This is a genomic window from Alloprevotella sp. Lung230, from assembly GCF_014385435.1.
In the GTDB taxonomy this organism is placed as follows: domain Bacteria; phylum Bacteroidota; class Bacteroidia; order Bacteroidales; family Bacteroidaceae; genus Alloprevotella.
Genome location: NZ_JACSUD010000001.1, coordinates 466,269 through 487,924, shown reverse-complemented (window position 1 = coordinate 487,924; position 21,656 = coordinate 466,269). Strand labels below are relative to the sequence as shown.

The window sequence follows — 21,656 nt, the reverse complement described above, 5'->3', positions numbered from 1 at the left end:
GGTGGGAAAGTAGCTTTTAGAGAGGTCCGGAAGAAGCAAATTATTCGTTGAGCATCATGGGCATGAGCAACATGAGCACGTGTTCATCCTCTTGCTGCTGGGCAGGCACGATGATACCGGCGCGAGAGGGGTCGGCCAACTGGATGACCACTTCCTCGCCTTCCAGATTGTTGAGCAACTCTTGGAGTAGGTTGCACTTGAAACCGATGTTCATCGGGTTGCCCTGATAGTCGCAGAGCAACGTTTCTTCGCCCGAACGGCTGTAGTCACTGTCGCGGGTGGAGAGCACAAGGCGTCCCGGTTCGATGTGGAGCTTCACCAACGGACTGCTGGCATTGGCTGAAACAGCAACGCGGCTGAGCGTGTCGATGATGGCCGCACGATTGACCGTGACGAGGTTGGGATTGTTCTGCGGAATGACACTGTTGTAGTTCGGAAAACTCCCCTCGATGAGGCGGCAGGAGAGATGATAGTTCTCACTCTCGATGGTGGCGTTGCGCTTGGTAAATTTCACCACCACATCGCCCACTTCCTTCTGGAGAATTCCCTTGATGAGGGTGGCGGGCTTCTTGTGGAGGATGAACGAGGTGGGTGCCTCGGTGGTCACGTTGAGCAGGCGGGTGCAGGCCAACTTGCGGCCGTCGGAGGCCACAACGGCCAAGCCGTCGCTGCGATAGTCGAAGAAGACACCGTTCATCACGGGGCGCAAGGGATCGTCGGCCGCCGCAAATACCGCGCGGTTGATGCTCGAGAAGATGCGCTCTGCATCGAGGGTGAGGGTGGAGATATCGCCTTCCAAGTCTTTGACAAAGGGATATTCATCAGCGCCTTGTGCCACGAGCGAATAATGACCGTTTTGGTAGTGGATGGTCATTTCGTAGTTGGCGGTGTCGATGGTGAATTCGATGGGCTGGTCGGCAATCACCTTGATGGCATCTTGGATGGTGCGGGCGTTGATGGTAAACTTGAGATTGCTATCGCTCTCCACGAGTTCGAGGGTGGTGCGCAGGGTGATTTCGCCGTCGCTGGCGGTGATGGTCAGATGATTGTCGGCAACGTCAAAAAGGAAGTTGTCGAGGATGGGCATACTGTTTTTCGAAGCAATCACACGACCCAGGGTTTGGAGGCGGTGGGAAAGCAAACTGCTTGAGATGACAAATTTCATAGCTTGAAGCGGGTATTTTGATTGTTTTTGATGCGAAGAGGATGGAAGGAGGAGAGGTGCTGTGCAGATACAATTCACCCCTTTCCCCATATATCGGGAACAAATTTACAACATTCTTCCGACATTGGCGATAGAGAAAAGTGTTTTTTCAACCGGACTTTTCATTTTTGAACGCTGACTTATGGTTCTTTACCCATTAGAACAGTCCGGAAGGAACAAGCCCCAATGCGTTGATAGACTCGTACGCATTGGAAAGCGAGTCAAATACCTTCAGCACATCGTTGTAGTCCCAGAATTTGAGTTCGTCGCGTATCTCCCTCAGCGAGGCCGCTTCCTTCTTTATCTTCTCGATTTGCTTGCTGTCAGAAACAGCCACAATACCTTGTACGGAGGGGTTATTCTTGGCTTTCATCAGGTTGAGCAACAGGCTGTCGATACTGCCACTCGTTTGCACCTCAAACACGTAAGTGATCCGTCCCATATTGCCCACCGACACTTCCCAGAGCGCATCCACCACCGCTCCGTCGGCAATCTTCTTCTCTATTTCTGCCTTGAAACCCAGAAACAAACCAATATCTCGGATGCGGTCTCTCACGTCATTGTGGACGAATGCTTTTTGTTTTTTTGTCTCTTTTTCCGGTTCCTCTTCCAAAGGTACACCCATATCCGTGGGAACAATCTGAAGCTCTTGCCAAATGAAGTAGTTTAGGGCGAGGAGATCTTCGATTTCACTAAAACCTTGCTTCTTGGCAGAAACCACAAGTTCACGTCCCACCTTAGAGAGATAGGCATACTTTTTACCATCAAGTGCTGAATTAGATTTGGGAATGTTAGGAATGCCCAAAGCCATAAACCCAATGAGCGCCTTCTTGTTCCAAAGAATATACTCCTCCGGTTTGAACTTATTCAGCAGTTCACTGATGAAGGCGGGACCCATTCCTTTGACCTTCTCCCGAAACTCATCCCATCGGTTCTTGATGGAGGTGCTTCCGTAAAACAGGTTAACCAGTTGCGCTCGGAGCAAATCCATACCGTTGTTTTCAATGACATTGTCGAGGTAATACCGCTTATTTCCCCACATTCCCATAGCCCAAAGAGGCGCAATGAGATTGAAAAACTCATCCTCTGTTAGGTTCTGCAGTCGTTCTTTAGTGTACGATTGCATCTCATCACACAAGGCATGACGTTCGTTGAACTCCGATTTCGCTTCTGCCTTGTTGCTGTCAGCCCATTTCTTATAATTGGAAAGGGCCGATGCGTATAATTTTTCGTTCATAAGTAGGTCGTGGAAAAATAATAATATATCCTGGTTGGTTGAATTAGAAAGATGAAATCTTTTCAGCAAAAATCTATCCTTAATGGTCAAAAAATGAGAGGACATAGCAAATGATTTGTGAGTCAGTCAGTTCTGATTATTCGACCATTCGGGGGAAAAACCGCCAAAAGACGTACTTTTGCCAACTTTGGACAGAGTAGCGTTACTAAAACATTACCCTATATCCAAGCAGGAAGGAATGGCAAAAACGGTAACGAACGAGCTAATCCCCAACTGAAATCTTCTGCAAAGATAGCCCAATAAAGGGAGAAAGGGAAGAAAAAAGGCGAAAAAATGAATGCTTGGAATCTTTCCCGTCAAAGTACAATGAATTGCGTATCAGCGGATAACCTGACAATAAATAGTTTTGTAACTTATAAAGAGCCAGAGTTATGCGAAGTACGTTTAAGGTTCTGTTCTACCTCAAAAAGAACGCCCCGAAGAAAGATGGTTCCGTTCCCGTGATGTGTCGTATTACTATCGACGGAACCATTGCACAGTTCAGTTGCAAATACAACATTCTCCCCAATCTATGGGATGTCAAGAGCAACCGGGCTTCGGGAAAAAGTTCCGTCGCATTGGAAACCAACCGCTTCTTGGACAAGATTCGGGTGGGTATCAATGCCAAATACAAGGAGATTGCCGAAAGGGACAACTATGTCACGGCGGAGAAAGTGAAGAACGCTTTCTTGGGTTTGGAGATGCGGCACGAGACACTGCTGACGGTCTATGCCCAGCACAATGAGGATTTTTCCAAGCAGGTATCTGCCGGTCTGCGTCGTGATTCCACATACCAGAAGTATTGTACCGTTTACAAGCACTTGAAAGAATTTATCAAGACACGCTACCGTCTGAGCGATATTGCCCTACGAGAGCTTACACCCGCATTTATTACTGACTTTGAGATTTTCCTCCGCACGGAAAAGCAGTGCTGTAACAATACCGTATGGATCTACATGATGCCTTTGCGCCGAATGATTACCATTGCCCAGAATCACGGCTGGATAGTTCGAGACCCGTTCGTGGACTACAGCATCTCCGCCGAGAGTACGGAAAGGGATTATCTGACCAAGGACGAGATACGTCAAATGATGGATTTGAAGTTTCGCCGCAAGTCCATGGAGTTGGTACGTGACCTGTACGTCTTCTGTTGCTTTACCGGCTTGTCGTTCACCGATATGAAGAACCTGACCAAAGACAATGTGCAGACTTCATTCGATGGCAAATTGTGGATTATGACCAAGCGACAGAAGACGGGCGTGGAATCCAATATCATGCTGATGGACATTCCATTGAGGATTATCGAAAAGTATGACGGGATGGCAAAGGAGGATTACCTCCTGCCCGTTCCTCAGTACATTACCGCCTGTAAGAACCTCAAAACAATCATCGGGCTTTGCGGTATAGAGAAGAACATAACGTGGCATACCAGTCGCCATACCATGGCAACGGAAATTTGTCTGACCAACGGAGTTCCCATCGAAACGCTCTCCAAGATGCTTGGGCATACGAATATTCGCACGACACAGATTTATGCTAAAATCACCCACGAGAAGGAGAGTCGGGACATGAACACCCTTTCCGACAAGTTAAGCCGGATAGAACAGTTTAACGGTATCACCATATAATAAGGAGGAATGTCTATGAAAAGAGAAATCATAACCATTGGCGGGAATGGAGAAATACACATCCCTGCTACTCTCGTTTGGATGTCGGCTTGTGAGATAGCCGACTTGTTCGGAGCTTTCTCCGGCAAGGTGAACGCACAAATCAAAACGATATTCAAAGAGGGTCTTTTGATGGAGACGGAAGCAGTGAGGACAATCCGCTCCGAACGGGGATTTATTGACTTGTACAGTATGGAAATGATAACGATGCTGTCGTTTCGTATAGCCACGCCAAAGGCAAAGACTTTGCGAGGGTGGATAATCGGCAGGCTTTCGGAGAAGACTGTTTCTTCCCCTCCCATGATAATCTGCTATACTGTTGGCGGAGAGCACTGCTAAAGGGAGTGCGACCTAAAGGAGACAGGCTGTGGGATAAGATTTCTCACAGCCTGTCTCCTTTCATCATTCCTCAAATCGTGGATGGTAGTTCTCTTGCAGCAACTTTTCTACCTCCTCCTCTTTATAGAGGACTTTCCCTCCTAATTTGATAAACGGGATACGCCCCATATCTCGATAGTCTTGCAGAGTGCGTCGATTGACATGCAGCCGTCGGGAAAGTTCCTCGTCCGTCAAATACCGCTGCCCTTGAAGCATCGGTCTGTTTCTTTTTCTCAGGGCATCTATCCCTTTTATCATACGGTCGGAGGCATTGAAGAAGTGCATGATTTCTTCATCATTCTTGGTCTTAACATTATTGCTCATTGTTCTACTTTGGATTTAGTGGTGATTAAGATACTGTATCATGGAGAAACCGACCTGTCTATCAGTTTCTGTACATCCTCCGGTTTATAGTACATCTTGTAGCCTATCTTCGTATAAGGTAAAGTCCGGTTACTTCGATAGGTTTGCAGTGTACGCAAACTGACGTTCAGGATTTGGCAGACATCTTGGTTGTCCAACCATTTGCCCATTCTCTTTTCGTCCGATTCCCGACAGAGGGCATCGACCTTGGCGGTCAGGATGCGGAAACGCTCCATCATGGCTTCATACGTTTTCTTCTCGATTGCGATTACTTCCATATATCATTTTTTTAGTTTGGATATTACGATATGCAAATGTAATGACAGCGTATGTGAGAAAGAGATACTTTCATCTAACTGCGTGCTTGTGGCTTTGATATGACAGCCTGTGTCTTAGGGTTTGAATACTTGACAATAAAAATCTCTATTCAGTACATATTTAGCATACAATCCAAACGATTTCAATGCCCGAACTTTGCACCATAATCAAATAAAAAGGGCGATGGATGTCATTACAATTGAGAGCAAAGCCTACCATGATTTGGTGGGCAAGATAGAGAAGATACTCCGATATGTGGAGAAGGAGGAACAGGCGAAGGAAGAATATGAAAACCGCCTGATAACCAACAAGGATTTAGCCGAGATACTCGGCATCAGCCAGCGTACCCTTCAGAGGCTGCGAAGTTCGGAACGTATCGGCTACAAGATTATTCTGGGACGATGCTATTACGACTTGAAAGACATAGAGGAAGCGATACGCAAGAAAAGCCTGTACTGCAACCCTCAAAACATGAAAGAGCTGAGACAGAATTTCCTACTTAAAAGCAAGAGAACGAAATAGCGTATGGAACTATTGGACAAAGACACTTTTCTTGAATGGATGGAACGGATCATAACCCGTTTCGACCATCTGAAGCAGACCATTCCCGATATTCCCCAACGTCCGATGCTCAACGGTGAGCCGCTCTTGGACAATCAGGAGGTCTGTATGATGCTGCAAGTCAGCAAGCGAACCTTGCAGCGTTACCGAGATTCGGGGACGCTTCCGTTTCATATCATCTATCACAAAACGTGGTATCTGGAGTCGGAGATAACCGCCTTTATGAAACATCATTTCACAGAGAACATGAAAAGGAAACGTAAGAGAAAAACATAGAGGAAAAAGCTTTGCTTTTTGTTTTGTCTGCATAAAATCCCGTCCCGTCGTGATGACGAGGCGGGATTTGCTCATCAAAAATGATTTTCTTATTCAGAAATTAGGTGTATAGAGAATAATTTGCTATTTTTGTAGCAAATTATACGCACTTGTTTCTTTTGTAAATATGATGAGACTAAATAGAATAAAAGAAGTTCTTGAGGAAAAGGGCATTTCCCAAAAATGGTTGGCGAAGGAACTTAATAAAAGTTTTAGTACCATGAACGCTTATGCTTGTAATCGACATCAGCCTTCTCTTGAGATTTTATATCAGATTTCAAGAATATTGCATGTAAAGATATCAGAACTTTTGGTTGATAATGACCATAAATAGATACAATGAAAAAGAACTCAGAACCCATATTTCGCTCTCTTTTTGAGGAAGACTACCTTGTTAGATCGCTGAGCAGTTCTATAACCAGCCAAGCTGATATTGCTTTGACTGAACTTGTTGCAAATGCCTGGGATGCTGGTGCTACAAAAGTAAGCATATTCATTCCCGATGAATATGGAGAATTCCTTGTCGTAGAAGATGATGGCAATGGATTGACAGAAGAAGAATTTCAACAACGTTGGATGACACTGGCATATAACAAACTAAAACATCAAGGCAAACAGGTTCTATTTCCAGATAAAAAGAAAAGAAGTCCTCGTATGGCTTATGGTCGCAATGGTATTGGCAGACATAGCCTTTTGTGCTTTAATGACGAGTATCATATTGTCACATCAAAAAACGGTAAAGAACTTTCTCTTACTGTTTCAACTAAAATAAAAGATCAAGCGATCTCTGTCATTGAACAAAATATCTCATCCACTTCAAAGCATGGTACAAGACTGGAAGTTCGTGTTGAAAGAAACCTTCCCAATGTGGATAAAATCAGAGAAATAATATCCTCTCGTTTCCTACACGATCCTGAGTTTGTAATCGAAGTAAACAAACAACAGCTTTCCTTAGATCAATTGGAAGGGTTATTGGATACGACTGAACTAACGACTCCAGATGGATATAACATTACAGCGAACTTTATAGATTCAAAAAAATCGTCTCGTAAAAGTATTTATCAGGGAATTGCTTTTTGGGAAAGCGGTCGTTTAATTGGTATTCCGTCATGGATATTAGGATCTGTTTTCTATTTAGACGGTCGAACTGCCCTTGCTAAGAGATATACTATTGTAATACAAAGCAACGAATTAGCAGAGTTGGTCAAGGAAGATTGGAGTGGTTTCAAAAATACAAATGAAACAGAGAATTTGTACCGAACAGTTGCGGAGTATGTGAATACAATGTTTGAACAAACGGCAAAGGTTAATTTAGAAGAAACAAAGGCTGCTGTAAAACAAGAATTGGCAGCCAAATTAAAAGATGCTTCTCCATTGGCTCAGTATGAGGTAGATGAGATTATAGAGAACATCTCGATAAATTCTCCAACAGCAACTAAAGAGACTGTATATATTGCCGTTGAAGCTGTATTAAATTTAGAATCATCGAAAAATGGACAGGAACTTTTAATGAAGCTCTCTCAACTTTCAGAAGAAGATATTACAGGTCTTAATACTATACTGAATAAATGGTCTGTAAAGGACGCCTTGACAGTTTTGAGTGAAATAGACAGACGTCTGTCTATTATTGAGGCAATAAGAAAACTTTCTAAAGATAAGAGCACAGATGAGTTGCATGTCTTACATCCTCTTGTAACCGAGTCTCGGTGGCTCTTCGGTCCTGAATATGACACTCCCGAATATACATCTAACAGGCAACTTCAGACGGTGATGAAAACATTGTTCAAAAAGGACATTTTAGGTGGGGACGGAGTAAAAACAAATAGAAGACCAGACCTTGTCGTTTTAGCCGATAACACTTCTCTTTCTATGACAGGTGTAGAAGAGTTTGGTGATAATGAACTGGCTACGATAACAAAAGTTCTGATAGTTGAACTAAAAAGAGGAGGATTCGAAATAACAAGTAAAGAAAGAAATCAAGCTACTGACTATGTTGATAGTTTGATTACATTGGGGATTAATACTGCTAAAATTGTTGCTTTTGTTGTGGGAGATAAAGTTGCTAAAGGACTACAACGTCAGTATCGTGCAGGTACTAAAGATGAAGGAAGTATCTTCTTGACAGATTTTGACCAACTTGTTGATACCGCAGAGAAGAGAATGTTTGGACTTAGGAATAAATTAGCTACGATGTATGATGATATTCCCGGAATGACTTTATATCAACAATCTAAATTAAAGTTGTTTTGACGTTATATAAATTCTAAACGGACGAATTACAACCATGTGCAGTTCGTCCGTTTTGATTACATTTTCGGTCTGACGATAAAGACCTTACTTGCCAATGACGGCACACCGTCCGTAAGGGGCTGTGTATCTCGGATACTCTGCCCCACGTTTTCGGGCTGTCTGTCGGTTTGAGCCGAAAGCGTGCAGACAGAGGATGCGTTAGCGGCAGGCTCAATCGGATGGAACTGCCCGGAGATGTTCTCTTCCATTTCCTTCTGCTCTTCTACATTCTCCTCTTCCTGCTGTGCGTCTCCCTGCTCAATCGGCTTTAAGGATAGTTGTATCTGACGATCAAGTGCAGAAAGTTCCGTCTTGAGGTCTTTCAGTTGCTCTTCCTTTTTCCACGATCCATTGACCACCTCCTGCAATACGGGAATATCTTTAGCTATCTTCACCGTATCCGCCTCGTATTTCTGTATCAGGCTCGGTATCTTTTCCAACGCATTGAGAAAGTTCATGGAGGCAAGCACCGGGTCTGCGGCAATGTTTCCGTTGTTGTAGCTGTACTTCATGCCACTCTCTCCCATGATGAAAAACCTGTTCTGCGACAAGTCGAAGAGACTCTGTGAGGAGGATTCGGTCTTGACCACTATCTTGAAACCGTAAAGAGTGCCGATGTCGAAATACTCCCCTTTGGTACGGGCATGCTCCTTGACTTCCGCAAGTTTGGCTGCGATCCGTTTCGGGTCGCTGCCTTCCACGCCTTTCAGCTGTATCGGGTTGAGTTTGTTATCGTCCTTGTCCTTTTGCACCCTGCTCTCAAACAGATCCCAGTCGCTTTTGAAGCGTGCTATCAGTTCCTTGTTCCCATCCACGGCACGCAACACTTCGTCCAATCGACTTCGGGAAGTCTGCCTGCTGCGCATAAAGGAACGTCGCTCACTCTCCAAGCCAGCTATCTTCTTCTCTAACTTCGCCTTTTCCAACAAGTCCGTATTTCCCGAAAGAATGGCTACATACTCGGAGAAATTCATCCCCGACTTCTCGTCCATGCTTCCCTCGTCGATGGTACGGCTGCCAAGACGATTGTTCTTCAGCTGCTCTATAAATAATTGCTTATTATATAATAGGTTGAACTTATAACTGTCAAGTGATTTTTCCACCGCATAGATGATGACATCCACCTTGTTGTCCGCATGAAACTTGGCTACTTTGTTTCCTTTACGCACCGCCCGTCCGTCCCGCTGTTCAAGGTCGGAAGGACGCCAGGGACAGTCAAGATGATGGATAGCCACGGCACGTTTCTGGGCGTTCACGCCCGTACCGAGCATAGAGGTGGAACCGAACAGTACCCGAATGGTTCCCTCGTTCATGCCCGCAATGAGCGTCTTTCGAGCCTTGTCGCTCTTCGCCTCCTGTATGAAGCGTATCTCCTGAGCGGGTATGCCGTGGTCCTCCACCAACTTCCGTTTGATTTCGCTGTAAGGATTCCACTCTCCGGGCTTGTAGGTTCCGAGGTCGGAGAATACGAACTGCGTACCTTTCTGTGCGTCATACTTCCGATAATACTCTGCAATCTTGGCGGCACAGTGGGAAGCCTTGTTGTCCACATGATCCGAGTACTTCTCGGGATCTATGAGCCTCAGATCCAAACTCATCTTTCTTGCATAATCAGTCATTAAGAATTAAGGGAAACAGGAGGAGTTATAGGGAATGTAACTATTTGAAATAGTACTATTTAGCATTCCTCTGCTATTTTGATGGTAAGCGAAAACGAGCATCAAACGGCAGGAGTTCCGTTACCAAATCGTAACCCATCAGGGAAAAAGCAAAAAGGGGTTACGAATTGAATGTAAACAACTGTGTCATAGGTTTTTATTCATCATCTTTCATTTTTCTGCATCGCTGGGGAATACTTGTTTATCTGTACCTTTGCAAGCAAAGGAAATTTAGAAAAAACGACAGAAAAATGAAGGAAAACAAACTGAAAGTATCGTTCTTCGTTCAGGCGAAACGAACCGACAAGAAAGGACTTGTGCCTGTCATCGGGCGCATCTCAGTAGGCAGAACCCATTCAGGCTTCTCCACCAAGTGCAAAACTCCGTTCGCTCTTTGGGACAGCCGCAAGCAAAGGCTTATCGGCAAGAGTGCAATGGCGGTGTCCGTCAATCAGAAACTCGGTGAATGCACCGCACTCATCCACACACGCTTTCACGAACTCAGTGAAAGGAAAGAAACTTTCACCGCCACAGACGTGAGGGATGCCTATCAAGGACAAATCTACCACCAAGCCTTGCTCTTGGAGAGTTTCGGGGAGTATCTCACACAGACAAAGGAGCGTATAGGCATTGATAGAGCTTTAAAGACATTCAAACTCCGTACCTACCAGTTCTCCCTGCTCCGTGAGTATGTACAAAAGAAGCACAAGGTAAGAGACATTCCCCTTTCACAGTTGGACAAAGCCTTTATCGAGGGTTTTGAGTATTATCTTACCATCGACCGCAGACTGAAACGCAGCAGCATATCGAGTGCCTTATCCACCTTGCAGACCATCGTCCGCATGGCGGTGAAGAAAGGTGTGCTGGACTTTTATCCGTTCTTGGGCTACAGTTACGAGCGACCAAAGGGTGAACCTCGAAGTATTACGCAGGAAGAACTTGAGCGCATCATCGACTTGGAGATTAAATGGGAGAACTATCGTATTGTCCGTGATTTGTTCGTCTTTTCTTGCTTTTCAGGGCTTGCCATCTCCGATGTCCGCAATCTGAGAGAGGAAAACATTGTCTTGGAAGAAGGCGAACTCTGCATCAAGGGCAGGCGAATAAAAACCAAGACACCATATCGTGTACAAGTACTTCCTCCTGCTTGGGCGATAATAGAGCGGTACAGGGGAAAGCGTGCAGGCTTTGTATTTGATGTCCCTACTACTGACATTATTCTCAATGGCATGCACTACATACAGAGAAACATCGGCATGGAACGCCCACTGACCTTCCACATGGCTCGCCACACCTTTGCTTCGCTTATCACACTCTCGGCAGGTGTACCTATCGAAACGGTGAGCCGTATGCTCGGACACACAAATTTGAGAACAACACAGGTATATGCAGCTGTTTCCTCCGAGAGAATCCATCGGGACATGCAGGAAGTGCAACAACGCATACAAGATACATTCACCTTAAGATTTTGACATCATGGCACGAAGTACATTTAAGACGCTCTTTTATATCAACCGTTCCAAAGAGAAGAAGAACGGCAAATGCCCGATTATGGGACGCATCACCATAGACGGAGAACAAGTACAGTACAGCACGGGAAAGGAAATCGCTCCCGAACTTTGGGACAGTCGTAAGGGACGATGCAAGGGAACAGATGAAGAAACAAAGGAAATCAACCGCTATTTACAAAGCAAAGAGGACCAAGCCAAAGCGAAGTATCAAGAATTAGTCTGGCAACGTGGCTATATTACCACTGAGTTGTTGAAGCGTGAACTCATGGAAGAAGACAAGCCCAAAGGTTTTCTTATGGAGGAAGCACGACTTTTCATAGAGGAAAAGCGTCCTTGCGTAGGAATAACGGTAGCCAAGCCGACCTTTGCCAACTACATCTATGCCACACAACTCATTGAGGCTTATTTGCGTGAACGCTTGGGGCTGGAGGATATTCGCTACTCATCGCTTGACTATGGTTTTATCGAAGGGATGGACTTCTACCTTAAATCAGAGCGCAACCTTTCTCTTGCCACTATTCAGGTAGCGGTCATCTTCCTTAGAAAACTCATCGGCATCGGTCAGCAGAAGAAGTATATCCGCATCGACCCTTTTGCGGACTACAAGGCGGAACTACCACACCGAACACGCAGGTATCTCACAACCGAGGAACTGCAACGGGTATTACAAACGCCCATTATTGACAAGCAGTTCGAGAGAGCAAGGCAACTATTCCTTTTCTGCGCCTTCACAGGACTGGCTCGTGTGGACATGCAACGGCTCAAACCAAAACACATCATCCATAATGCAGACGGCACAGAGGAAATCCGCATCAAAAGGCAGAAAACCAATGTGGAAGCGATTATCCCACTCCTGCCCATTGCCAAGCAAATCCTTTCGCTCTATATCAAGGATAAGAAAGCGGACGATTTAATATTCCCCAATCTTACAATAAGGAAAGCATCCTTTGCGTGTGTGAACATCGGGCAGATATGCTGGATAGATAAGGGCTTGACCTTTCACATGGCTCGCCACACATTCTCAACCACGATTTGCCTTTCCAATGGTATTTCGATGGAAACGCTCAGCAAAATGCTCGGACATAGCAATATAGGTACGACACAAATCTACGGAAAGATAACCGACCACAAGATACAAGAGGATATGACTGCACTCACCGATAGAGAGCATTCAGCCTTTGAAGGCTATTGTGAGTCAATCGCAAGGCAGAGTGCAGTGCAGCAACAAGGATAAAAAGGAAGTAATTGCCAAACATTTATTATTCACGATTGAAAACCAAACTATTATGAAAGAGAACAACAAACAGGAACTTTCTTACTTTCGATTGAAATTAAGAAGTTACATAAGTGAGCATCACCCCGAAAGATTGCAAGATACGGAGTTTATCAATGCACGGGCAGATATGGCTCTCACGGCTTACTGCGATGCCGTGGCGCAGGGTTTCATGCACCCCGAAGCAGAGAGCATGGCAAGCGAGGTTTTGTATCAGGGCTTGCATTTTTCCAAGTACGATACGCTTGTATCTGTCTTGGAGAACGAGTTTGAAAAGGAACTGCCAATGCCACTCCCCGAAAGACTCGCACCCATACTGTTGTCGAACAAGGCTATTCAAGCCACATTCGACAAATTCGGTTTGACGGACACATTTGCTTCTGACGAGCAATACGACCGTCTTTACACCGAACTCACAGGCACGATAGTGCTGCTCAGCGAGAGCAATAATCTGCCGACAGTAGGTCAGACGGACAGATAAAACGTTTGTTTACACTTTATAAACAGCCTTATGCAAAGCCCCTGAAGCCGTAATCGGTCGGGCAAAGATATGGCGGTTGCCTTCACTTTCTTGCAAGGTCAAGTCCTGCTGATGGAGCGAAAAATCTCCACCGCAGGGCTTTTCTCTTCTATCTGTCAAGGCCGTTTTCATTCAAGCTTAATTTTTTTGTACGGTTGTATTTTTCGCTCCAACCTTGCGAAAGTAGGCTGACCGCCAAAGAGAAATGCCCGAACGAATACGGCATACTCAGGCTCTTTGGACGCAAGCGATGAAATAAGCATTCTACCTGTCAATCGTACGGACGATTTATCTATCTAACCACAGAGAGATAGATAATTCTTACGTTCATCCAAACGGTCTATCGTTCGAACTATCTATTTATCGAACTATCGGACGATCGATATGTCGAATTGTCGAACTCTCGCGAGTTACCTGCTTTCATTTTCGTTGATATGAAACGAACCGGCACCTCTTCTCATTACCGCAATAACACAGATGGATATCCTTTGGTCTTTTCTCTTGTTTTCTCTCTATTTCCCTGCTTATCCTCATTTCTTGCAGCGGTGCTTCCGAGGGTTTACTTTTGCACTCGATAAGTACGGCAATGAACTGCATAACAGTTTGTTTGCCGAGTAACAATAAAGTAATCAAAACAAAATCAAGGCAATGAAACTCATTATCATCGACCGCAAAGCGTGGGAGCGACACTGCTCCGAATTTGCAGACTTTATCCATCGTGTAGAGAAGCTCATCGGCAATCCGCCCGAAACGGACGAATGGCTTGACAACGAAGCCGTGTGCAAGCGTTTGGGCATCAGCAAACGTACCCTGCAATCATACAGAGATACGGGAAAAATCCCTTTCTCAATGATTGGACACAAGTGCTATTACAAGGAGAGCGACATCACGGAGTTACTGAACGCAAACAATGAATGAATTATGTCGGAGAATGAAATCATTACGCAGGAAGATCCTCAGATGCAGTTGTTTTCACAACTGATGGAAGGAATATTGAAGAAATTGGAGCGGTATTGCGCTACCGCCCGTCCGATGCTGGGCGGAGAGGTTTACCTCACTGGCGAGGAGGTCTGTAGCCAATTACGGCTCAGCACACGCACGCTCCAAGAGTACAGAAACTTAGGAACGCTTCCTTTCTACAAAATCGGAGGGAAGATACTATACAAGCAGAGCGACATACAGACAATGCTTGAAAAACATTATAACGCAATACCCAAGAAATTATGGCAAGAATAGATGAACAAAGGAAACAACGTCTGGAACAAGCCCTTCGAGATATGGGCAATTATGGCGTTAAGCTCCGCAAGCCCGAAGAGTTGCCCGATTTTGATCAGCCCATAGATTATGAAGAGGAAAAGAAAAGATTTGAGCCTGTTAAAGTTGAGGAACAAAATGACAAGGAGAGTCACAAGGACTATTCTCAACCGTCCTATCAAGAAACAGAGTTGTCACCAACGGAAAGGGCTACTTCTACCGAAGAGAATCATCAACGAATGAGAAAAACAAAGGACAGGAAGCAATTATCCGAGTTTCAGGGGAAATATCTCCAGCCCTTTCGCAACAGCCACCGCAAAGCCGTGTATGTATCAGAGGAAACTCAACGAAAGTTGGACTTCGTGGTGCGGAAAATCGGTGAGCAGGGAGCAAGCGTTTCAGGATATGTGGAGCAGGTGCTTCGAGAACATCTCGACCAATACAAAGATGATGTGGAAAGATGGCGGAAACTCTGAAGTACTGCATTCCTCGAATGCAAGCCTACGCCGAGTTACTGTATTCAGTGAATGCAGTAACACGGTATGGGCTTATAATTCCATTTTCTACATCAGCAAGGTGTGTCTTTGTAACACAAACCGCTGTTTGTACCACAAAGACCCTTGCCCCGAGGGGGAGATGAATTACTCCAAAGTCGTAATTAAAAGCCAAAACGGAAATGGAAAAGGAAACGAAACATAGCTTAGAACCGAAACAAGCAGAAAAGCCCCGTTGGGACAACTGGCATGTACGCCTGCCCAACCCGAAAGACCAGCAAAGGGCGATTGATTTATTCCAGAAATCAGGGGCAGAAACTAAATCGGATTTCGTGCGTGGTCGCATTCTTGGGGAGAGTTTTAAGGTCATCACTGTGGATAAATCCGCCGTGGAATACTATCGAAAACTCTCCGAACTGACGGCGCAAATCCATAAGATTGGTGTACTGTATAACCAAACCGTGCGTGCCATCAACAGCTATCATTCGGTCAAGATCGCACAGATTCTGCTTGAAAAGTTAGAAAAACTGTCGGCTCAAATCATTGCCTTGCAAGAGCAGGCTATCAATCTAACTATTGATTATAGAAAGAAGAAGTATTGAGAATTTAGTTAGAAAAATGATAGCAAAAATTTCAGCAACGGAGAACCTCGGAAGAGCACTCGGCTACAACTTCAAAAAGGTGGAAAAAGGAGAAGCGAATATTCTTCTTGCCGCTGAATTGTATCAGAGCAAGGAAGGGCGTTATACGATGGAGGATGTGTTGGCCGACATGCAGGCTTTGATACTGGAAAAATACCGAACGAAGAAGACAGTATTCCATTGTTCGCTCAATCCGCACCCGGACGAGAAGCTCTCAGATGAAACACTCATGCAAATTGCCAAGGAGTATATGGAGGCACTCGGCTACGGCAATCAACCTTATATCGTATTCAAACACAACGACATTGCCCGTGAGCATATACACATCGTATCACTTCGGGTGGACTATCGTGGACGGAAGATTAACGATAAGTTCGAGAAACGGCAGAGCAAGAAGATTACCGATGCCTTGGAAAGAAAATTTGGTCTCATTCCAAGTTCAAAGGTTACTGACAAAGCGATGAAAGAAATGCCCAAGATTGATACCACCCAAAGAAATATCAAGGAGCAAGTGTCAAATGTTGTCCGAATGGTATTGAAACATTATCATTTTTGCTCCTTGGGTGAGCTGAACGCCATCCTTTCTGCATACAACCTTACCGTAGAGGAAGTCAAGACGGAGTTCCGAGGAAAGAAGTATGACGGGCTGGTCTATGTTCCGACTGACGACAAGAGCTACAAAATAAGCACATCCATTAACGCCTCGGACATCGGTCGTGGTGTAGGTTATTGCTGCTGTACAGAAAAGGATGCAGAAATCCAAGCAAGGAATCAAGCCACTGCTACCAATCCTCAGGAACAAGGTGTTACAAGCTATGCACACCTCTCCTCAAACAGAGAAAGACCTGCAGAGCAGATTGGAAGAACAAGGCTTGCGGGTGGTAATCCGAAAGAATGAGGGTGGGTGTATCTATGGCATCACATTCATTGACGATAAAGTGGGCATTGAGCTCAATGGTTCTCGATTAGGTAAGGGATATGCCGCCAATATATTTAATACCTATTTCTCCAATCCTACGCACAACTCATTCTTGGATGAAACGCTGTATGGCAATCCGTTTGTTCGTTTAGAAGCATCGCCAACCGTTCAACCCTTGCAATCAGATACGGAGAACGCCGACAATCTCATCGATGAACTAATCGAGGATATGGCAGATGGTTCTTTCCTGTCTACGGGCAACGATGATTGGAAGGAGGCGGCGTGGCAGCGTAAGCTCCGCAAGCAAAGCAAAGTCAACCTCAGACGGAGGAAAAGATAGGTAAGGTATTTCAAACTTTGTTTGAACAACATTCAAATACAATTCAAATAACGATAATACAACAAATATAGAAGCAATACGATTATGGCACAAGAAGATGATTTAAGGGCATTGGGAAAAGTAATGGACTTTATGCGGGGCATATCGGTGATATTCCTCTTGATTAACTGTTATTGGTTCTGCTATGAGGCGTTTCAAAAGTGGCACTTCACGCTCGGTATCATCGACAAGATATTGATGAACTTCCAGCGCACCACGGGATTGTTCTCGTCCATCCTTTGGACGAAACTTTTTTGTGTGGTATTTCTTGCTCTTTCATGTTTAGGAACGAAAGGCGTGAAAGAAGAGAAAATCACATGGACAAGGATTTGGACGGTGCTTTTCTCAGGCTTTGTCTTTTTCTTTCTCAACTGGTGGCTATTGGTATTGCCCATCGGTAAGATCGGGGCAGCTTCGCTCTACATCTTCACGCTTTCCGTTGGCTATATCTGCCTGCTGATGGGTGGCGTATGGATGAGCCGACTGCTTAAAAACAATCTGATGGACGATGTTTTCAATACGGAGAATGAGAGTTTCATGCAGGAAACAAGATTGATGGAGAATGAGTACTCCGTCAATCTGCCCACACGATTTTACTACAAAAAGAAGTGGAACAACGGCTGGATAAATGTAGTCAATCCTTTCCGTGCCTCGATGGTGCTTCGGTACACCGGGGTCGGGTAAGTCGTACGCTATTGTGAACAACTATATCAAGCAACAGATTGAGAAAGGCTTTGCCATGTATATCTACGACTACAAGTTCGGGTGACGAGAAAGTCATGTAGATGGCTGTTTAACAGAGTAATCCTCTGATTAAACCTATTGTTTCGTCAATAGTAGCCTAAGAGCAGGTGTAATATCTGTTGTGCTAAGCTGCTCTGAAAAGGTAACCCTCCCGAAAGGGGAAGGATGAACCGTGAGAGGATTTCAACGACAGCAAGCGTTATGCGGTCTGGGGGCTTGGCTCAATAGTATGGTTAGCGCAAGCGAACTGTCATTTAAAGGTCGTTAAGTCGAACAAGCCAAACAACGCTGACAGGTTTGAACCAAAAGGTAAAGCGGTTGGACATTCCTGTGAATTTTGGGGATGCACGAATATCAGAACCGCCGGCTGAGAGACAGAACCTAACCCATTGGTTTGGCATCTACATGGAACTCGGTAAGCCTATACATCTCCCACAAAGGGTAAGCCGACCGCAAGGGATATGTAGGTATGAGATTGTGGAAAAAGCGAATGCCGTTCTGTAATGGAACGGATACGGATTGAGCCGATGCCACGTGTGGCACAGACAACATCATCCAACACGAAAGTGGGCAGACTTCCACTCGGTAATTCTTTTACAAGATAACTTAAAGAACTTCTTAAAGGAGGAAAGCAAATGAACGAAAATAGAAATATTAAGTGTGCGCCTTCTGAAACCAAAGTTGGACCAGTATAGACTGGAATAAAGCAGAGGAGGCGGTCAAGAAGCTTCAGGCGCGTATTGTAAAAGCTCAGAAAGATGGTAAGTATGGCAAAGTTGTTTCTTATAACCGTTTAGTAGAATTGGAAAGGGAGGTAGCTGTACCCTTAATCTTGTTTATCAAGAAGGTCCTGCTGGGTAAATGCACGGGTATAAAGCTTTGTTGACAGTACACCACTGCGTGTGTGCAAAAACCAAAGAATACATATTCACAAGGTTTTCAAAGGCATAGCTCAAAGAGGAAAATGCTCTATGGGTTGGTTCTTTGGCTTCAAGTTGCATTTGATTTGCAATGAGAAAGGAGAACTTCTCAACTTTATGATAACGCCAGGAGATATTGATGACCGTAAGCCTTTGGAGTACAAAGCATTCATAGATTTTATATATGGTAAGCTATTCGGTGACAAGGGTTACATCGGCAAGAATCTTTTTCAAAGGCTTTTCGTTGACGGAATACAGCTTATTACCAAATTAAAGAGTAACATGAAAGGAGCTTTAATGAGTGTTTCAGACAGACTTTTACTCAAAAAAAGAGCCATTATAGAAACTGTGAATGATGAACTTAAGAACATTGCGCAAGTGGAACACTCCAGACATAGATGCTTTGACAATTTCATCGTCAATTTATTAGGGGCAATTGCAGCCTATTGTCTATTTCCAAAGAAGCCGTGCATCAATGTACAAAGAACCATTGATACACAATTTGCATTGTTTTGAATTCGTCGAACTCACGTTATTTACCAGTTTGTTCTTACACGAAAGAATCATCTTAACGAAATGGAACCATCAGAATGTATTGTTGCTATAATCTGTTTTTTATTGCTAATTGCTTTGAACTGTATTTTTAATCTCAGATTTGAGTGTGTGTAGCAGATTAACTCGTGAATAGTACGTGTAATCTGTTCTTTACAGACAATAATATTATTCACCTCTATACCAGTATGTTCTGTTTGATTATCAATTGCAATGGAATCAATTGGTTCAAAATACTTATTCTCAACTAATAGCGTGTAATATTCAGGGTAAATATCTTCTTTATTGCAAGATACCAGTATTATAATTGTTCCAAAAATAACTGTCACAACTAACATCTTTATACCAAGATAGTGTTTTGTAAAATTCATGCTCATATTTTCTATCTTTATGATTATTGGGAATATAAATGCTAATTCCTGAACTGCCATTTAAAGGGATTTTACCGTAAAACATATCTGTATGATTATATGATAATGTCATATCAGATAGAAGTTTTATTACTAATTCCTTTCGTTCGGAGTTTTTAAAGAGAGAAACAAAACCTCCAATATCAAACAGCCAAGATGTTGCTTCTTGATCGTATTGTAGAATAGTGCTTATATCGGGAACTGTAACATCATGGTTTATCAATTCCTTTAAAGACTCTGAAAAAGATTTTAAAACAGATGTCTTTACAACAGTCATAGACGCTGACTTTAGGACACCTTTCTTTTCGTTATATTGAGCAATATATTTTTCTACAATTTCACTGTAATTTGGACTATTGCTTAATAATTCAGGTAGGATTTCTTTGTAAGGAAATCCTGTAGCAAGGACTTCCGTAGGCGAGGATACAATGTAATCAAAACTGTTTCTCATCTCATATAAAACTTCTATTGATGACATAAAGCAAGCGTCAAATACCAAAAAATCATAATGAAAAGGACGCAGTCTCTCTGCTAACTCCCTAATATCCATTTCGTAAGGTTCTTGGGGTTCCTCTGTGGTTATATCAATCCCAAAGGAACGAGTTGATGAAGTTGAAGCACGTTTAGAATTTAAAATTTCTGATTTTGGGAGCCAAGCACTCCCATGAGACCAAAGTACAATACCTTTAATTTGCTCATTGGCTTTTCTTGAAAAGGCTATTGCGTCTTTTAAAGCACTTACAAAAACATCTGCACTTGACGAGTTTTGTTCAGGATAGGTTTTGATTATCTCGGAAACTATTAAATCTGTATTGTCTGCCTTTACTTTATATAGGCATGGGTGAGAGGTTTTGCGATTCTTTACCCTGTCTACATAAACATAAACCCCATTACTAATTTGATTTTCAGAAAAACCCCTCTCCATCTGATTGATGTTTTGTATTGCAAAGTAATCCAAGTCATTATCTGCAGCCATATAAACGAATATAGCGTTTTTCTCGGAATGCCTAACTATGTCATCATCTTCAGAGCAACTCAATAATAGCACTGACAAAAGACAGCATAACATAAATTTAGTGTGTATCATTCCTATTGAAATATCTTAAAGGTGTCAATTCCCTTCATTCCCGAAGTTGTATTAATAAACCAAATCTGTCCGGAGTTCCTTACAAAAGACTCAGGTTGTATTTCTCCATAAAATTTTATGTCTAAACGAGCTAGACCTTTGTACTTTTGACATTTTAAATCATAGTCGTTGTAGTCTGCAAATAGGGTTTTGCCATGGCTATATTCCTCTTTGTAGAAATTCATTATTTCTCTAATAGTATACTGTGTAGGTTTAATGCCAATATTCTTAGCATAGGTACTTTCTACGGTTGTAAGCTCCCCATTCACACAATCTCCAATACTTAGCAAAATATAGTACTGGTTAATTTTAGAAAGTCCAGGCTTTAGTAAATATAAAACAGGAATACCCTCTGAATTAATAGGAGTTGGACTTTCTTTTACAACCTTGGTCTTATCTATCTCATTTAAATTGGTGAAATTATGGTACTCTTTTAAATCCGCAGAGTTATGGAACACAAGAGGTTGGTTACCGATTACAGCATACTCAAGGACGGTCGAAGACAAGTTTTTGATTGAAAGAAAATCTGCTCCGTTTTCTTGATAGTCTCTTTTCATGATAAGCTGGCTAAAAACGCTTTTCCCCGAATGTGTACCAACAATACTGTCATAGGCGACCAAGACGTTCTCTCCACCAATCACGCAAGGAGTAGAAAGCCTCTCTGTTTTGACTTCGTTTTGACCATTATTGCCCAATATACTATAATGCACTTCCACTTCTCCGGGAATATCATCTTTTGTGGTTATTGCAATATAATTATGCCGAAGAATAGTTGTTTTGCGTACTCCCTCCTCTAAATCAACCTTTGTACATTGTGAAAACAATATTGTAAGAAAAAGCCAAACATACAATTGTAAAGAGTAGATCTTCTTCATTTTGTTACA

Annotated in this window: 20 protein-coding genes and 5 pseudogenes; 17 read left to right on the top strand and 8 right to left on the bottom strand. The window is 43.5% G+C overall.

Annotated elements, in window-relative coordinates:
• Window positions 1-40: 40 nt before the first annotated feature.
• Together dnaN and H8527_RS01940 are read right to left on the bottom strand one after the other, a co-directional pair.
• Window positions 41-1,165 carry a DNA polymerase III subunit beta gene (dnaN, locus tag H8527_RS01945; RefSeq protein WP_187545105.1) on the bottom strand — a complete coding sequence of 375 codons (1,125 nt, stop codon included), beginning with the start codon at window positions 1,163-1,165 and terminating at the stop codon, window positions 41-43.
• Between the two features lie 196 nt (window positions 1,166-1,361).
• Window positions 1,362-2,546 carry a hypothetical protein gene (locus tag H8527_RS01940; RefSeq protein WP_255498483.1) on the bottom strand — a complete coding sequence of 395 codons (1,185 nt, stop codon included), beginning with the start codon at window positions 2,544-2,546 and terminating at the stop codon, window positions 1,362-1,364.
• 326 nt (window positions 2,547-2,872) lie between these two features.
• On the opposite strand from H8527_RS01940, the gene H8527_RS01935 reads away from it, so the two are divergent.
• Both H8527_RS01935 and H8527_RS01930 read left to right on the top strand, forming a co-directional pair.
• Complete coding sequence (locus H8527_RS01935) at window positions 2,873-4,108, top strand: site-specific integrase (RefSeq protein WP_187545104.1); 1,236 nt, start codon at window positions 2,873-2,875, stop codon at window positions 4,106-4,108.
• A 15-nt stretch (window positions 4,109-4,123) separates the two neighbouring features.
• Window positions 4,124-4,486: a hypothetical protein gene (locus H8527_RS01930; protein WP_187545102.1), complete on the top strand. Its 363-nt coding sequence runs from the start codon at window positions 4,124-4,126 to the stop codon at window positions 4,484-4,486.
• A 63-nt stretch (window positions 4,487-4,549) separates the two neighbouring features.
• Here the strand turns inward: H8527_RS01930 and H8527_RS01925 are convergent, their stop codons facing one another.
• Window positions 4,550-4,849: a helix-turn-helix domain-containing protein gene (locus H8527_RS01925; RefSeq protein ID WP_187545101.1), complete on the bottom strand. Its 300-nt coding sequence runs from the start codon at window positions 4,847-4,849 to the stop codon at window positions 4,550-4,552.
• Between the two features lie 38 nt (window positions 4,850-4,887).
• Window positions 4,888-5,166 (bottom strand): helix-turn-helix domain-containing protein, encoded by a 279-nt coding sequence (locus H8527_RS01920; protein ID WP_187545099.1) that lies wholly within the window; start codon window positions 5,164-5,166, stop codon window positions 4,888-4,890.
• Window positions 5,167-5,389: 223 nt separating this feature from the next.
• Between H8527_RS01920 and H8527_RS01915 the strand changes: the two genes are divergently transcribed.
• The 4 genes from H8527_RS01915 (at window position 5,390) to H8527_RS01900 (ending at window position 8,332) form a co-directional block, all read left to right on the top strand.
• Window positions 5,390-5,728 carry a helix-turn-helix domain-containing protein gene (locus H8527_RS01915; RefSeq protein ID WP_187545097.1) on the top strand — a complete coding sequence of 113 codons (339 nt, stop codon included), beginning with the start codon at window positions 5,390-5,392 and terminating at the stop codon, window positions 5,726-5,728.
• Window positions 5,729-5,731: 3 nt separating this feature from the next.
• Complete coding sequence (locus tag H8527_RS01910) at window positions 5,732-6,043, top strand: helix-turn-helix domain-containing protein (RefSeq protein WP_187545096.1); 312 nt, start codon at window positions 5,732-5,734, stop codon at window positions 6,041-6,043.
• A 169-nt stretch (window positions 6,044-6,212) separates the two neighbouring features.
• Window positions 6,213-6,416: a helix-turn-helix transcriptional regulator gene (locus H8527_RS01905; protein WP_036870183.1), complete on the top strand. Its 204-nt coding sequence runs from the start codon at window positions 6,213-6,215 to the stop codon at window positions 6,414-6,416.
• Window positions 6,417-6,421: 5 nt separating this feature from the next.
• Window positions 6,422-8,332 (top strand): ATP-binding protein, encoded by a 1,911-nt coding sequence (locus tag H8527_RS01900; RefSeq protein WP_187545094.1) that lies wholly within the window; start codon window positions 6,422-6,424, stop codon window positions 8,330-8,332.
• Between the two features lie 56 nt (window positions 8,333-8,388).
• Here H8527_RS01900 and H8527_RS01895 read toward each other — a convergent pair.
• Window positions 8,389-9,993: pseudogene (locus H8527_RS01895) on the bottom strand (helicase-related protein); the annotation flags it as partial.
• 287 nt (window positions 9,994-10,280) lie between these two features.
• Between H8527_RS01895 and H8527_RS01890 the strand changes: the two are divergent.
• From H8527_RS01890 to H8527_RS01880, 3 genes are read left to right on the top strand one after another with little or no spacing between them, the layout of a single operon-like run.
• Window positions 10,281-11,501, top strand: a complete 1,221-nt coding sequence (locus H8527_RS01890; RefSeq protein WP_187545178.1) for a site-specific integrase — start codon at window positions 10,281-10,283, stop codon at window positions 11,499-11,501.
• Between the two features lie 4 nt (window positions 11,502-11,505).
• Window positions 11,506-12,774: a site-specific integrase gene (locus tag H8527_RS01885; RefSeq protein ID WP_187545093.1), complete on the top strand. Its 1,269-nt coding sequence runs from the start codon at window positions 11,506-11,508 to the stop codon at window positions 12,772-12,774.
• A 52-nt stretch (window positions 12,775-12,826) separates the two neighbouring features.
• Window positions 12,827-13,294, top strand: a complete 468-nt coding sequence (locus H8527_RS01880; RefSeq protein ID WP_106070592.1) for a DUF1896 domain-containing protein — start codon at window positions 12,827-12,829, stop codon at window positions 13,292-13,294.
• Window positions 13,295-13,303: 9 nt separating this feature from the next.
• Here H8527_RS01880 and H8527_RS01875 read toward each other — a convergent pair whose 3' ends face one another.
• A complete protein-coding gene (locus H8527_RS01875) occupies window positions 13,304-13,465 on the bottom strand; it encodes a hypothetical protein (RefSeq protein WP_187545091.1) in 162 nt (53 codons plus the stop codon).
• Between the two features lie 516 nt (window positions 13,466-13,981).
• On the opposite strand from H8527_RS01875, the gene H8527_RS01870 reads away from it, so the two are divergent.
• From H8527_RS01870 to H8527_RS01835, 8 genes and pseudogenes are all read left to right on the top strand, one after another.
• Window positions 13,982-14,251: a helix-turn-helix domain-containing protein gene (locus H8527_RS01870; protein ID WP_045168165.1), complete on the top strand. Its 270-nt coding sequence runs from the start codon at window positions 13,982-13,984 to the stop codon at window positions 14,249-14,251.
• A gap of 3 nt (window positions 14,252-14,254) precedes the next feature.
• The gene (locus tag H8527_RS01865; protein ID WP_187545089.1) at window positions 14,255-14,569 is read left to right on the top strand and encodes a helix-turn-helix domain-containing protein; all 315 of its coding nucleotides are present in this window, start codon (window positions 14,255-14,257) and stop codon (window positions 14,567-14,569) included.
• Window positions 14,557-15,063: a DUF3408 domain-containing protein gene (locus tag H8527_RS01860; RefSeq protein WP_187545088.1), complete on the top strand. Its 507-nt coding sequence runs from the start codon at window positions 14,557-14,559 to the stop codon at window positions 15,061-15,063. The genes H8527_RS01865 and H8527_RS01860 overlap by 13 nt, the downstream gene beginning before the upstream one ends.
• A gap of 200 nt (window positions 15,064-15,263) precedes the next feature.
• Window positions 15,264-15,683 carry a hypothetical protein gene (locus tag H8527_RS01855; RefSeq protein WP_106070075.1) on the top strand — a complete coding sequence of 140 codons (420 nt, stop codon included), beginning with the start codon at window positions 15,264-15,266 and terminating at the stop codon, window positions 15,681-15,683.
• A gap of 16 nt (window positions 15,684-15,699) precedes the next feature.
• A pseudogene (mobB, locus tag H8527_RS01850) lies at window positions 15,700-16,981 on the top strand (conjugal transfer protein MobB).
• Window positions 16,982-17,065: 84 nt separating this feature from the next.
• A pseudogene (locus H8527_RS01845) lies at window positions 17,066-17,783 on the top strand (YWFCY domain-containing protein); the annotation flags it as partial.
• A 616-nt stretch (window positions 17,784-18,399) separates the two neighbouring features.
• Window positions 18,400-18,542 (top strand): annotated as a pseudogene (locus tag H8527_RS09695) (reverse transcriptase N-terminal domain-containing protein); the annotation flags it as partial.
• Window positions 18,531-19,200: pseudogene (locus tag H8527_RS01835) on the top strand (IS982 family transposase); the annotation flags it as partial. The pseudogenes H8527_RS09695 and H8527_RS01835, both read left to right, overlap by 12 nt.
• 318 nt (window positions 19,201-19,518) lie before the next feature.
• On the opposite strand, the gene H8527_RS01830 reads toward H8527_RS01835, so the two are convergent.
• Window positions 19,519-20,622 (bottom strand): clostripain-related cysteine peptidase, encoded by a 1,104-nt coding sequence (locus H8527_RS01830; RefSeq protein ID WP_187545086.1) that lies wholly within the window; start codon window positions 20,620-20,622, stop codon window positions 19,519-19,521.
• Between the two features lie 113 nt (window positions 20,623-20,735).
• Window positions 20,736-21,647 carry a hypothetical protein gene (locus tag H8527_RS01825; protein WP_187545085.1) on the bottom strand — a complete coding sequence of 304 codons (912 nt, stop codon included), beginning with the start codon at window positions 21,645-21,647 and terminating at the stop codon, window positions 20,736-20,738.
• Window positions 21,648-21,656: the final 9 nt, after the last annotated feature.

Bases quoted from the DNA above. Each gene is read 5' to 3' on its own strand.
- H8527_RS01875 (WP_187545091.1), bottom strand. From the start codon at position 13,465: ATGAAAACGGCCTTGACAGATAGAAGAGAAAAGCCCTGCGGTGGAGAT.
- H8527_RS01860 (WP_187545088.1), top strand. From the start codon at position 14,557: ATGGCAAGAATAGATGAACAAAGGAAACAACGTCTGGAACAAGCCCTT.
- H8527_RS01940 (WP_255498483.1), bottom strand. From the start codon at position 2,546: ATGTCCTCTCATTTTTTGACCATTAAGGATAGATTTTTGCTGAAAAGA.
- H8527_RS01855 (WP_106070075.1), top strand. From the start codon at position 15,264: ATGGAAAAGGAAACGAAACATAGCTTAGAACCGAAACAAGCAGAAAAG.
- H8527_RS01935 (WP_187545104.1), top strand. From the start codon at position 2,873: ATGCGAAGTACGTTTAAGGTTCTGTTCTACCTCAAAAAGAACGCCCCG.
- H8527_RS01870 (WP_045168165.1), top strand. From the start codon at position 13,982: ATGAAACTCATTATCATCGACCGCAAAGCGTGGGAGCGACACTGCTCC.
- H8527_RS01865 (WP_187545089.1), top strand. From the start codon at position 14,255: ATGTCGGAGAATGAAATCATTACGCAGGAAGATCCTCAGATGCAGTTG.
- H8527_RS01915 (WP_187545097.1), top strand. From the start codon at position 5,390: ATGGATGTCATTACAATTGAGAGCAAAGCCTACCATGATTTGGTGGGC.
- H8527_RS01920 (WP_187545099.1), bottom strand. From the start codon at position 5,166: ATGGAAGTAATCGCAATCGAGAAGAAAACGTATGAAGCCATGATGGAG.
- H8527_RS01890 (WP_187545178.1), top strand. From the start codon at position 10,281: ATGAAGGAAAACAAACTGAAAGTATCGTTCTTCGTTCAGGCGAAACGA.
- H8527_RS01880 (WP_106070592.1), top strand. From the start codon at position 12,827: ATGAAAGAGAACAACAAACAGGAACTTTCTTACTTTCGATTGAAATTA.
- H8527_RS01885 (WP_187545093.1), top strand. From the start codon at position 11,506: ATGGCACGAAGTACATTTAAGACGCTCTTTTATATCAACCGTTCCAAA.
- H8527_RS01925 (WP_187545101.1), bottom strand. From the start codon at position 4,849: ATGAGCAATAATGTTAAGACCAAGAATGATGAAGAAATCATGCACTTC.
- H8527_RS01900 (WP_187545094.1), top strand. From the start codon at position 6,422: ATGAAAAAGAACTCAGAACCCATATTTCGCTCTCTTTTTGAGGAAGAC.
- H8527_RS01910 (WP_187545096.1), top strand. From the start codon at position 5,732: ATGGAACTATTGGACAAAGACACTTTTCTTGAATGGATGGAACGGATC.
- H8527_RS01830 (WP_187545086.1), bottom strand. From the start codon at position 20,622: ATGGCTGCAGATAATGACTTGGATTACTTTGCAATACAAAACATCAAT.
- H8527_RS01825 (WP_187545085.1), bottom strand. From the start codon at position 21,647: ATGAAGAAGATCTACTCTTTACAATTGTATGTTTGGCTTTTTCTTACA.
- H8527_RS01930 (WP_187545102.1), top strand. From the start codon at position 4,124: ATGAAAAGAGAAATCATAACCATTGGCGGGAATGGAGAAATACACATC.
- H8527_RS01905 (WP_036870183.1), top strand. From the start codon at position 6,213: ATGAGACTAAATAGAATAAAAGAAGTTCTTGAGGAAAAGGGCATTTCC.
- dnaN (WP_187545105.1), bottom strand. From the start codon at position 1,165: ATGAAATTTGTCATCTCAAGCAGTTTGCTTTCCCACCGCCTCCAAACC.